Annotated in this window: 10 protein-coding genes and 1 pseudogene; 10 read left to right on the top strand and 1 reads right to left on the bottom strand. The window is 69.7% G+C overall.

Translation table 11 applies throughout. The features are described 5' to 3' along the window. The first annotated feature begins 2 nt into the window (after window positions 1-2). Both QC282_RS26600 and QC282_RS26595 read left to right on the top strand, forming a co-directional pair. Entirely contained in the window at window positions 3-3,287 is a 3,285-nt protein-coding gene (locus QC282_RS26600; protein WP_279552105.1) for a sarcosine oxidase subunit alpha family protein, read from the top strand. Further along, window positions 3,280-3,885: a sarcosine oxidase subunit gamma gene (locus QC282_RS26595; RefSeq protein WP_279552104.1), complete on the top strand. Its 606-nt coding sequence runs from the start codon at window positions 3,280-3,282 to the stop codon at window positions 3,883-3,885. The genes QC282_RS26600 and QC282_RS26595 overlap by 8 nt, the downstream gene beginning before the upstream one ends. Window positions 3,886-4,252: 367 nt before the next feature. Here the strand turns inward: QC282_RS26595 and purU are convergent, their stop codons facing one another. Continuing rightward, window positions 4,253-5,125, bottom strand: a complete 873-nt coding sequence (gene purU / locus QC282_RS26590; RefSeq protein ID WP_279552103.1) for a formyltetrahydrofolate deformylase — start codon at window positions 5,123-5,125, stop codon at window positions 4,253-4,255. 522 nt (window positions 5,126-5,647) lie between these two features. On the opposite strand from purU, the gene QC282_RS26585 reads away from it, so the two are divergent. From QC282_RS26585 to QC282_RS26550, 8 genes and pseudogenes are all read left to right on the top strand, one after another. Beyond that, window positions 5,648-6,262: a sarcosine oxidase subunit gamma gene (locus QC282_RS26585; protein ID WP_279552102.1), complete on the top strand. Its 615-nt coding sequence runs from the start codon at window positions 5,648-5,650 to the stop codon at window positions 6,260-6,262. 66 nt (window positions 6,263-6,328) lie between these two features. Then, on the top strand, window positions 6,329-7,462 hold the full coding sequence (locus QC282_RS26580) for an aromatic ring-hydroxylating dioxygenase subunit alpha (RefSeq protein ID WP_279552101.1): 1,134 nt from the start codon (window positions 6,329-6,331) through the stop codon (window positions 7,460-7,462). Window positions 7,463-7,529: 67 nt separating this feature from the next. After that, a pseudogene (locus tag QC282_RS26575) lies at window positions 7,530-7,868 on the top strand (hypothetical protein); the annotation flags it as partial. Window positions 7,869-8,496: 628 nt separating this feature from the next. Then, window positions 8,497-9,003 carry a Mu transposase C-terminal domain-containing protein gene (locus QC282_RS26570; RefSeq protein WP_279552100.1) on the top strand — a complete coding sequence of 169 codons (507 nt, stop codon included), beginning with the start codon at window positions 8,497-8,499 and terminating at the stop codon, window positions 9,001-9,003. Then, window positions 9,000-9,308 (top strand): hypothetical protein, encoded by a 309-nt coding sequence (locus QC282_RS26565; RefSeq protein WP_279552099.1) that lies wholly within the window; start codon window positions 9,000-9,002, stop codon window positions 9,306-9,308. The genes QC282_RS26570 and QC282_RS26565 overlap by 4 nt, the downstream gene beginning before the upstream one ends. 6 nt (window positions 9,309-9,314) lie before the next feature. Then, the gene (locus tag QC282_RS26560) at window positions 9,315-9,476 is read left to right on the top strand and encodes a hypothetical protein (protein WP_279552098.1); all 162 of its coding nucleotides are present in this window, start codon (window positions 9,315-9,317) and stop codon (window positions 9,474-9,476) included. A 24-nt stretch (window positions 9,477-9,500) separates the two neighbouring features. Next, entirely contained in the window at window positions 9,501-10,097 is a 597-nt protein-coding gene (locus tag QC282_RS26555; RefSeq protein ID WP_279552097.1) for an ATP-binding protein, read from the top strand. A 46-nt stretch (window positions 10,098-10,143) separates the two neighbouring features. After that, window positions 10,144-11,250 carry a hypothetical protein gene (locus QC282_RS26550; RefSeq protein ID WP_279552096.1) on the top strand — a complete coding sequence of 369 codons (1,107 nt, stop codon included), beginning with the start codon at window positions 10,144-10,146 and terminating at the stop codon, window positions 11,248-11,250. The last annotated feature ends 337 nt before the right edge of the window (window positions 11,251-11,587 follow it).

The raw sequence follows: 11,587 nt of genomic DNA, 5'->3' as shown, positions 1-11,587 counted from the left end.
CCATGCTTCTCATCCCATGCCCCTGGTGCGGGCCCCGTGACGAGGCCGAGTTCCACTACGGTGGCCAGGCACACGTGCCCTACCCCGAGGACCCCGCGGTCCTGACCGACGAGGAATGGGCACGCTACCTTTTCTTCCGCGACAACCCAAAGGGCCCGTTCGCCGAACGCTGGAGCCACGCGGCGGGCTGCCGCCGCTGGTTCAACGCGGTGCGCAACACGGCGACGAACGAGATCCTGGCGGTGTACCGGGCGGGGGAGGAGCGCCCGGCGACAGTCGAGCCGCGTCCGATCGCTTCCGGACCGCGTACGGCGCAACCGGCCCGTCCGGCGCCTGAGGACGAGGCCCGTTCGGAGCCCGCGGGGGTCCAGAGGGCGGAGCGCCCTGACGGAGCCGAAGGGGCGCAGTCCCTTCAGGACGGTGCGGGCGAGGGCGGCGGGGGCCCTGCACCCATCGACGGCTCCGCCACGGCCCAGCCGTTCCGGCACCCCACGCGCGGCCGGATCCACCGCGACAAGCCGCTCACCTTTGTCTTCGACGGCACCGAGTACCAGGGCTACCGAGGCGACACCCTCGCCTCCGCCCTCCTCGCCAACGGCGTCATCCAGGCCGGCACGAGCATCAAGCTCGGCCGACCGCGCGGAATCTTCTCCGCCGGCGTGGAGGAGCCCAACGCCGTCGTCCAGATCGAGGAACCCTTCCCCGAGCCGATGCTGCCCGCGACGACGGTCGAGCTGTACGACGGCCTGGTGGCGAGCAGCCTGCCCGGCCAGGGGAGGCTCGCCACCGACCCGGACCCCGCCCGCTACGACGCAGTCCACGCGCACTGCGACCTGCTCGTCGTCGGCGCCGGACCGGCCGGACTCGCGGCGGCGGCCGCCGCCGCCCGCAGCGGTGCCCGCGTCATCCTCGCCGACGACCAGCCCGAGCTGGGCGGAAGCCTGCTGGGGACGGGTGAACTGCTCGACTGGGTGGCCGAAGTCGGCCGCGGGCTCGAGGCCGCCCCCGAGGTGCGCGTGCTGCACCGAACCACCGTCTTCGGCTATTACGACGACAATCATCTGCTCGCCGTCGAGCGCCGCACCAACCACCTCGGTGCGGACGCCCCCGGTCATGTTTCCCGCGAGCGCGTCTGGCGCATCCGCGCCCGGCGCGTCGTGCTCGCCACCGGCGCCCACGAGCGCTCGCTGGCCTTCGCGGACAACGACCGCCCCGGTGTGATGCTGGCCGCCTCGGCCCGCTCCTACGTCAACCGTCACGGTGTCCTGCCCGGTCGCCACGCCGTCGTCCTCACCACCAACGACAGCGCCTACGCCGCCGCCCTCGACCTCGTCGCGGCAGGCGTGGAGGTCACAGCGGTCGTCGACACGCGGTCCGAGCCGGGCCAGTGGGCGGACCGCGCCCGGGAAGCCGGCATCGAGGTGCTGACCGGACACGCCGTCACCGGCACGGAAGGCACCGAACGCCTCACCGCGGTGACTGTCGCCCCGTACGGGGAGACAGCGGCGCGCCGGGAGTTCGCCGTGGACCTGCTGCTGGTGTCCGGGGGATGGAACCCCGCGGCCCACCTGTTCAGCCAGGCGGGCGGCAAGCTGCGCTACGACGACTCGCTCGGCTCCTTCGTCCCCGACACCTGCCACCAGGCCGTCGAGGCCGCGGGCGGCGCGAACGGCGTCCTGGACCTGGCCGAGGTTCTCGCGCAGGGTGCCGCAGTCGGCGCTCGCGCGATCGAGGCCGAGGGCTACACCTCGGTGACGCCCCGCCTTCCCGACCTGGCCGCCGTGCCGCAGTCGCCGCCCATGCACGTCTTCCTCGTCCCTGGCGCGGCCGGGGCGCCCCGCTTCGTCGACCTCCAGCGCGACGTCACGGTCGACGACCTGGCCCGCGCGACCGGCGCCGGTCTGCGCTCGGTGGAGCACACCAAGCGCTACACCACGGCCGGCACCGCCAACGACCAGGGCAAGACCTCCGGAGTCCTCTCCAGCGGTGTCGTCGCCGAACTGCTCGGCGTGGACATCTCCGACCTCGGCACCACCACCTTCCGGCCGCCCTACACACCGGTCTCTTTCGCCGCGCTGGCCGGCCGTGACCGGGGCTCACTGCTCGATCCGATCCGGGTGACGGCGCTGCACGAGTGGCATGTCGAGCACGGTGCGCTGTTCGAGAACGTCGGGCAGTGGAAGCGGCCGTGGTACTACCCGCAGGACGGCGAGGACATGGAGGCGGCGGTCCTGCGCGAGTGCAGTTCTGCCCGGGAGGGCGTGGCGTTCATGGACGCGTCCACGCTCGGGAAGATCGATGTGCAGGGCCCGGACGCCGGTGTGTTCCTGGACCGGCTCTACACGAACATGATGAGCACCCTGAAGGTCGGCATGATCCGCTACGGCGTGATGTGCCGTGCGGACGGGATGGTCTTCGACGACGGCACCGTCATCCGCCTGGCACCGGACCGCTTCCTGGTCACCACGACCACGGGCAACGCCGCGGCCGTGCTGGACTGGATGGAGGAGTGGCTGCAGACCGAGTGGCCGGAACTGCGCGTGCACTGCACCTCGGTGACCGAGCAGTGGGCCACCGTGGCTCTGGTCGGCCCCCGCTCCCGCGAGGTGCTGGCCGGGCTCGCGCCGACGCTGGCGGTGGACAACGACAGCTTCCCGTTCATGGCGTGGCGGGACACGACCGTCGCGGGCATCGAGGCGCGGGTGTGCCGGATCAGCTTCTCCGGCGAACTGGCCTACGAGATCAACGTGTCGCCGTGGGAGGCGTTGGCGCTGTGGGAGGCGCTGTACGAGGCGGGCCGGCCCTTCGGCATCACCCCGTACGGCACGGAGACGATGCACGTCCTGCGGGCGGAGAAGGGCTATCCGATCGTCGGCCAGGACACCGACGGTACGGTGACGCCGCAGGACCTCGGCATGAGCTGGGTGGTGTCCAAGAAGAAGCCGGACTTCATAGGCAAGCGGTCCCACGCCCGTGCCGACGCCGCCCGCCCCGACCGCAAGCACCTGGTCGGTCTGCTGCCCGAGGACCCCGGCACCTTCCTCCCCGAGGGCACGCATCTGGTCGCCGACGGTGTGCTGCCCGCCCCCCCGGTCCCGATGCTCGGCCACGTCACCTCCAGCTACCGCAGTGCGGCGCTCGGCCGGACCTTCGCCCTCGCCCTGATCAAGGGCGGCCGGGAGCGCATCGGAGAGCGGCTCTACGCCCCCGTGGGCGACCGGATTGTTCCCGTGACCGTCACCGGCCCCGTCCTCTACGACCCCGAGGAAGCCCGCCGCGATGGCTGACGCCGTTCTTCCGGCAGCCCGCCGCAGCCCACTGGCGCACGCGGCGGACCGCCTGGCCGCCGTCGGCCGAGACACCGGCGGAGCCCTGGAACTGTCCGAACTGCCCCTGCTCACCCAGATCGACGTCCGGCTCGACCCCAAGGGAGCGGCAGCGGACGCCGTCGGACTGGCACTGGGCCTCCAACTGCCCGCCGAGCCCGACACCGTCGTCCGCGCCGGGAACCTGTCCGTCCTGTCGCTGGGCCCCGACGAGTGGCTGGTGCTCGGACCGCCCGGCAGTCGTCAGGATCTGGAGAGCCGGATCCGGGAGGCCGGCGGCGACGAACCGGTCTCCGTCACCGACGTCTCCGCGCAGCGCACCACCCTCGTCGTCTCGGGGCCACGCGCCCGTGACCTGTTGGCCCACGGCTGCCCGTTGGATTTGCACCCGCGTGCCTTCCGGGCCGGACGCTGTGCCCAGACCACCCTGGCCCGCGCACAGGTCGTGCTGGTCGCCCCGGACGAGCCCGGGGGCGGGTTCCGGGTGCTGGTACGTTCGTCCTTCGCCGGCTACCTGACGGACTGGCTGCTGGACGCGGCCACGGAATGGAGGGCCTGAGACCGGCAGACCCGCCTGCCGCAGTGTCGTGCGATCGGTGACCAGCCCCTGACCTCCGATCGCCGCTCGTTCCGGTGGTCCGCAATGGCTCGACGCGGACCACCGGAACTTTTGCCTTTGGCGTTTCGGTGTCCCTGGCAGGGGCCGGACGGATCTCCGGCAGATCGGCGGGACGTGCGGGACCGACCGCGGTTGGGTTCGCCTGCGAGCCGCGTGCGGCGGTGGGCCGGCCGGCCGCGTGCGGCTTGCCTAGGGCCCCGAGGGCTCCACACCGGCAGACTTGCGCTCTTTCAGTGCGCGCCCATGTAAAGGGCCGCCGCATACGCGGCGGCCCTTTACATGGGTCACTCCTTCGCGAGTCGACAGCTCAGCGGAAGACGACCGTGCGGTTGCCATTGATCATGATCCGGCTCCGGCTGTGCCATTCCACGGCGCGGGCGAGGACCTGGGCTTCGACGTCGCGTCCCAGGGCGACCAGATTCTCCGGGCTCTGCGAGTGGTCCACGCGGACGACGTCCTGTTCGATGATGGGTCCCTCGTCGAGATCCGGGGTGACGTAGTGCGCCGTGGCGCCGATGAGCTTGACGCCCCGTTCGTGTGCCTGGGCGTACGGTCGTGCGCCCTTGAAGCTCGGCAGGAACGAGTGGTGGATGTTGATGGCCCGGCCTTCGAGACGCTTGCACAGGTCGTCGGAGAGGATCTGCATGTAGCGGGCGAGGACGACGAGGTCGACGTCGAGTTCGTCGACGAGTTCCAGCAGACGTGCCTCTGCCTCGGTCTTCGTCTGCGGAGTCACCGGGACGTGGTGGAACGGGATCCCGTGGCGCTCCGCGAGCGGTTCGAATTCCCGGTGGTTGGAGACGATCGCGGGCACCTCGATGTCCAGCGCGCCGATGCTCCAGCGGAAGAGCAGGTCGTTCAGGCAGTGACCGAACTTGGACACCATGATCAGCGTGCGGGTCGGAGTCGCCGCGTGGCGCAGCTGCCAGGAGATCCGGTAGGCCTCCGCCACCGGGGCGAAGCCGGCGCGCAGATCCTCCAGTGTCGTGCCCGGATCCGAGACCTCGAAGTGCACACGCATGAAGAAACGGCCTTGGAGCCGGTCGTCGAACTGCTGGCTCTCCTGGATGTTCCCGGAGCGCTCGACGAGGAAGCTGGTGACGGCGTGGACGAGGCCGGCCTGGTCGGGGCAGGAGAGGGTGAGGACGAACTCGCTGTCGGGTGGGGGTCGAAGAGACACTGAGCCCTCCAGGTAGTGCGCATTACGCAACAGTGAGACTGATACGCAACATACTCGGCTCGCAGCAGCCTGCGGTCAAGGGGCTTTCCTGACGTTCGTTCGCTGCGAGTTGGCGCGTCGGCCCCCTCGGGCGCCATCACCTCCGCTTGCGGCGCAGGTGTGCGTCCTGGTCTTGCGTCGACCTCTTGACAGCGGTCCGGAGGGACTGCACTGTTTGTTGCGTTCCCCGATGCGGGTTGCGTATGAAACAACTTCTCGGGGATTCGGTCTCTCCCGTGGGCGTTAGGGAGCTCTGTGATGAATCCTCACCTTCCGGGCGCCGGCCTTCCCGGGCAACCCGAGAGCGGTGCCGGACGCCTGAGGCAGGGCGGTCGTCCCGGCTTCGACACCCTCCTGCGCCGCACAGCCGGGCGCGCCGGGCCCGTCCGCCCGCGCTGACACAGCACCGCTGCCTGGAGCCGGCCGGATGTGCCGGACAGGCCTCAGCCCAGTTCTCCACGACCTCCGAGGGAGCCCGCCCCGATGGCCCACACCACGACCCGTCGCAGTCCGCTGGCGCACGCCGCCGATCGCTTCACCGCCGTGACCCGGAACTCGCGCGGAGCGCTGCGCCTGGCCGAACTCCCCTTCCTCACCCAGATCACCGTCCGGCTCGACCCCAAGAGCCCGGCGGCCAAGGCGGCAGGCCTGGCTCTGGGAGTGCCGCTGCCCCTGTCACCGAACACCGTGAATCGGGGCGCCGAACTGGCCGTGCTGTGGCTCGGCCCCGACGAGTGGCTCGTCGTCGGGCCGGCGACGGCGACCGACCTGGCCGAGCGACTGCGCACCGCGATCGGCGACGAGCCCTCGGCGGTCGTCGACGTCTCCGCGCAGCGGACCACACTGCTCGTCGCCGGACCCCTCTCCCGCGATCTCCTCGCACAGGGCTGTTCCCTCGACCTGCACCCGCGGGCCTTCGGGATCGGCCACTGCGCACAGACCACACTGGCCCGCGCCCAGGTCGTCATCGTGGCCCGTGACGGTCTCAAGCCCGGATTCTGGGTGCTGGTCCGCTCCTCCTACTCCGGATACCTCGCCGCTTGGCTCCTGGACGCGGCCACGGAGTACCTCGGGCGGCCCGCCCTCCAAGGGCGCTGAAAAGCCTCTGACCTCCTTCCCGTCGGCACGAACCACCTGCCCAAGACACATCCCCCGAGGTGAACAATGACTACGACCGACCTTCCGGAGAGCCTGATCGCGACCCTCCCCGGTGACCACTACACGGACCCGGCGATCTTCCGCCTGGAGCAGGAGCGCATCTTCGAGGCCATGTGGTTCTGCGTGGCACGCTCGTCGGAGCTGGCGAAGCCCGGTGCCTTCAAGACCGTGGACGTCGGGCGTGAGAGCATCCTGGTGACCCGGGCGCGGGACAAGTCCGTCCGTGCCTACTTCAACGTGTGCCGGCACCGGGGCGCGAAGCTGTGCACGGAGGAGTCCGGCGAGGTGAAGCGCGCGTTCCAGTGCCCGTACCACGCCTGGACCTACGACCTCGAGGGCAAGCTCGTCGCGGCCCCGAACCTGACGAAGATGCCGGACGTCGGCCGGACCGAGTACGGCCTGGCGAGCGTGGCGGTGCACGAGTGGCTGGGCTACGTGTGGGTGTGCCTGGCCGAGAACCCGCCCCCGTTCGAGCAGTCGGTGATCGCGGACGTGGTGGACCGTCTGGGAGACGTGGAGTCCATCGAGCGGTACGGGATCGAGGATCTCGAGGTCGGCAAGCGCATCGTCTACGACGTGAAGGCGAACTGGAAGCTGATCATCGAGAACTTCATGGAGTGCTACCACTGCGCGACGATCCACCCCGAACTCACCGAGGTCCTCCCCGAGTTCGCCGACGGCTATGCGGCGCAGTACTACGTGGGCCACGGCGCGGAGTTCGGCGAGGACGTCCAGGGCTTCACCGTCGACGGCTCCGAAGGCCTGGACCGCATCCCCACGGTCTCCGAGGAACAGGACCGCCGCTACTACGCGATCACGGTGCGGCCCCAGGTGTTCATCAACCTGGTCCCCGACCACGTGATCTTCCACCGGATGTACCCCGTGGCGGTCGACCGGACGATCGTGGAATGTGACTGGCTGTACCTGCCGCACGTGGTCGAGAGCGGCAAGGACGTCAGCCGGTCCGTGGAACTGTTCGACCGGGTCAACCGGCAGGACTTCGACGCCTGCGAGCGCTGCCAGCCCGCGATGAACTCAAGGCTGTACGCCAAGGGCGGCGTCCTGGTGCCGAGCGAGCACCACATCGGCGAGTTCCACGAGTGGGTTCAGGAGCGGCTGGGCACCCAACTGCCCCAGTAGTCACCAGGAGTGAGCCGGCGGCGGTGCCGGGCGGAGAGCCACGTCCCTGCTCCGTCCGGCACCGGCTGTGGTCGGCGGCGGCACCCAGCTGTCCGACCGGTTCCTGCAGATCAGGCTCGGCGGCGACCAAGCCCTGTTCCAGGCCTTCAACCGGATGCTCCTCGAAGCAGAGGACACCGCTCCGGGCACGGTCCTCGACAGCGACTTCATCACCGCGCACACCCACCGCTTCGAAGCCTTCGCCGAGCAGACCCGCAAGACGTCCTGGGACGACACCCTGGAAGCCACAGGCCTCTCGGTGCAGGAGATCGAGGAGTCGTTCCGGGACGTGCTGGCCGCCGAGAAGATCGTCGTCTGCTGGGCGATGGGCCTCACCCAGCACCGCCATTCCGTACCGACCATCCGTAATGGGCTGCACGGTTTTGTCAGTTGATGGCCGCATGGGTGCCAGTTGGATTTGCTGCTGGTCAAGTGTTTGATCTGCGGGTATCTGCTGACGTTGCTGCCGTGTGTGTGGTGACGGGTTTGCGGTTTCGGTGCTGTCGATCTTTGCGGTGTCTGTAGGCATGTTGTTGGTTGGTTGCTCGTTGAGCCCTCGGGCTGGTCTGCCGTCCGCGTTTCCTGGTGGGTGTGCTGCCTCTGGGGTTCTGCGGCGAGCCGCTAGCCTGCCGTCCCGCCGTGGCTCGGTCTCCGGGAGTGCGGATGGCGGTTGGTCGTCTTGGGGCTATGCGTGGCCGTCGTGTTGGCGTTGGCGGCGTTGGAGCCAGTTGGGGTCGCGTGCTGGCACGGTTGCTGACGCATGAGCCTGCGCGGGATGCGGTGTTGGCGGTGTTGCGTGCGGGGATCAGCCGTGCTGGTCCCTACGGTCCCTTCGGTGGGCTGCCTGGCCGGGTGCGGGTGGACCGGGGCAAGGAGTTCTTGCGCCGGACGGCGGGGCGTGCGTTGGGCGCTTTCGCGGTGCCGGTGGAGGATCTGCCGGCGTAACGCCCTACCGCAAGGGCACCATCGAGGCGCTGAACAGCGCGGTGGAGGAAATGTTCCTGGTCTCGCTTCCCGGTTACACCCGCCGCGCCCGGCCTGTGGGTGTTCATCGCCCCGACGAGGTGGGCGATCTGCTGTCCTTCGCGGACTTCGTCGAAGCGCTGCTGGGCTGGGTGCGCTGGTGGAACACCGGGCACCGGCCCTCGGTCCTTGCGTCGGGGCTGACCCCGATGGCGGCATGGGAGGCGGATCCGACCCCGGTGGAGGACGTGCCCGAGGAGCAACTGGCGTTCTTCTCCCTGGAGGACGACGGCAGGGTGCGGAAAATTTCGACGAGCGGGGTCAGGTGGCGGCGCCGGTTCTACATCGCTCCGTGGATGGTCGGGCACGTTGGTACACGCGTGCGGCTTCGCTATTTGCCGCACCACGACGGCCAGGTCGAGGTCTTCTCTGCGAGCATCCGGACCGTCATCTGGGGACCGCCCATCTGGCAGAGGAAGCGACGCTCGAGCAGCGCAGAGAGCTCAGCGCGGTCAGGGAGAAGAAGGCCCGTGCGTTGAGGGCCGACTTGAAGGCGGCGGAGAAGCTGCGCCGCGCCCGCTACACGGCCACCACTACACCGGATGTTCCTCGTCCGCGGCGGACGGTCACCGGGCAGCAGGCCCGGGCGGAGATCGCCCGCGCGAAGGAGACCGATCTGGCGGGCCGGGCGCTGCCGGACCTGATCCCGCCCCGGGACCCGCCTGCCGACTGGGCCCGCCCGCGTCCCTCCACCGCCGCCGGGCTGCGCCCGGGTCCCGTGCCGCGGCCCTCGGTGTCGGGCGATGCAACTGGCACCGCACCTGCTTCGCACACCGAGGAGTGACACCAGATGGCTACCGCCGAACGCAAGGGGCGTTTGCCCGGGGAGCGGGAAGACCACTTCATGCGCCTGCCCGGCGCCCAGATCGTCTCCATACGGGCGCTGCTGGCGGCGCGGGAGAACATCCGGGCGGCGATCGAGGGGAAGGCGATGATCTGCGTCTACGGGTAAGCCGGCAACGGGAAGTCGTTCGCAGTGAACGCCTCCCTGCGCGAACTCGCACCGACACTGACCCGCCGGATTCAGTTCCGGGCCCGCCCTTCCACCTGGGACCTGCGGCACGAACTGTTCCACGCCCTGGGCCTGCCGGGCTGTCCGCTGTCACATGCGATCGAGTTCGACCGGATGCTGCGCGGTGCGCTGGAGGAGCCGCGGGTGCTGGTGTGCGACGAAGCGCAGTGGCTGTCGAAGCTGTGTTTCGAGTACCTGCGCTATCTGTGGGACGACACCTCATCCGACCTCACCATCGTGTTCACCGGCGGCAACGGCTGTTTCGAGATGCTGCAGAGCGAGCCGATGCTCGAGTCCCGCGTGTACGCCTGGCAGGAGATCGGCCGCATGCCCCTGGACGAGGTCCTCACCGTCATCCCCGCCTTCCACCCTGTATGGGCCGACGCTGAGGCCGAACTGATCGCGGTCTGCGACCAGGAAGCCGCGCACGGGAACTTCCGCGCCTGGGCGAAGATCACCCATCACCTCGTCACCGAGATGAAAGAAAGCGGCCGCGAGCAGGTGGACGAGGAACTGCTGCGCTGGGCCTACAGCAAACTCAGCACCCGCCAGGCCGCGTGAGACGAACATGCTGGCCTGCCCCCATCCGCCGCCCGTCACACTGGTCTTGGACCCCGACGACGTCACCCACACTCGCGCGGCCCTGGCCGCGCACGACCCGTCAGGCGGACGCATCACCGTCCATCCCACCCCCGCAACCGACTCCACTTTCACCCTGGCCTGCGACATCCTTGCCGCCCTCGGCAAACCCGCCCCTCTGACCGCCTACCCCGCCTCCGATCCCCGCCCCGCATGGACACTGTGCGCGGCCTGGACTCTCGCCGGCCCCGTCACCCACCTGACCGTCCTGCGCGTCCACCTCCTCCACCAGCGTTGCCTCGCCGAGCTGATCGCGCTGCGCTCCCGCACCGGGGTACGCCTCGCCCTCGTCTGCCACCAGCGGACGCTCCCGCGGACACTGGAGCGCACCCTGGCCCGCACGCAGCACACCGTGCCCGACGCCGAAGCGGTGTTCTCCCAGCAGGAATCTCCAGACGACGAGCCCACGGCCAACGTGCTGCGACGGCGGTGGATCAGCCTGCCGGCCCTGACCACGCTGATGTCCTGGGAGGACAGCCCGGCCTGCACGTGTGCCGCCCCCCTGGCGAGCGAGCGCGGCTTCACGCCTCCCGCGATACCCGCGCTGACCGAGCAGGAGGTCGCCCGGCGCCTTCATGCCGGCACCGCCCATCCTTATCTCGCGGCCGAGCTCGCCACCGCCTGTTTCACGGCCGCCTCGACCAGCCAGCTCTCCACCGCCCGGGTACGGGATGCCGCCCTGGACGGCAGCACGGTGACGCTCCACGATCGCCACAACGTCCGCCAGGGCTGCATGACCCACCCCGTGCCCGCCTGGGCACGGGCTCTTCTCTGGGTTGCTGCGTTCACTCATCTCCTGGCCACCGGCACCAGCAGCGACAAGCTGTTCACCGATCCCTACGAGCCCACAGGACTGCCCTACCTGACCGACTTCGCAGAGCAACTGAAACTGCGCCCGCCCCAGCCACCACGCCCCAAGCGGCGCAAGAACACGCGCAGAAGACCACCGCCACCGACCGTGTGGCCACTCAGCAACGCCCACCACCACCTGCCCTGGATCACGCCAGAAGACATGCGCGGCTGCCCTCAGCCACCCGGCTACAAGCCCAAACCCCAGCCATACGCGATGCTCTGACGGTCGATTACCGCCCAGGGCCATAGCCCGTGACTGCAAGAAGCGAGCAGGAGCACCGGATGCTGCGCAGTTCAGTGGTCTGCGGGAGCCGTGTGAGGCGGAGGCGGCAGGTAAGACGTGATCCAGATTCGATCCGGAAGCCATTTTGAAGCACAGATCTGAGCACCCAACCCGGGCCCTCCACAGTTCCGGGACGGGAGCACCCTCGGGCTTCTTCTCTCCGAAGCCGCCCTCTGGCTCATCGTCACGTTCCTCCCCAAGCCGCACAACCCCCTTCCCCTGCTGCCGCACGGGCCGGAGGCCCGTTTGCCGCGCGCAGCGCGGTGGAAGGCTGGAG

Origin of the sequence: Streptomyces sp. DH24 (assembly GCF_029813775.1) — a bacterium.
GTDB lineage: Bacteria > Actinomycetota > Actinomycetes > Streptomycetales > Streptomycetaceae > Streptomyces.
The sequence above is the reverse complement of the archived record's forward strand: the minus strand, read 5'-3'. Positions and strand labels throughout refer to the sequence as shown.

What these genes read in the sequence shown, in the direction of transcription:
- QC282_RS26570 (WP_279552100.1), top strand. Translation starts at nt 8,497, where the DNA reads ATGTTCCTGGTCTCGCTTCCCGGTTACACCCGCCGCGCCCGGCCTGTG.
- QC282_RS26560 (WP_279552098.1), top strand. Translation starts at nt 9,315, where the DNA reads ATGGCTACCGCCGAACGCAAGGGGCGTTTGCCCGGGGAGCGGGAAGAC.
- QC282_RS26600 (WP_279552105.1), top strand. Translation starts at nt 3, where the DNA reads ATGCTTCTCATCCCATGCCCCTGGTGCGGGCCCCGTGACGAGGCCGAG.
- QC282_RS26595 (WP_279552104.1), top strand. Translation starts at nt 3,280, where the DNA reads ATGGCTGACGCCGTTCTTCCGGCAGCCCGCCGCAGCCCACTGGCGCAC.
- QC282_RS26580 (WP_279552101.1), top strand. Translation starts at nt 6,329, where the DNA reads ATGACTACGACCGACCTTCCGGAGAGCCTGATCGCGACCCTCCCCGGT.
- QC282_RS26585 (WP_279552102.1), top strand. Translation starts at nt 5,648, where the DNA reads ATGGCCCACACCACGACCCGTCGCAGTCCGCTGGCGCACGCCGCCGAT.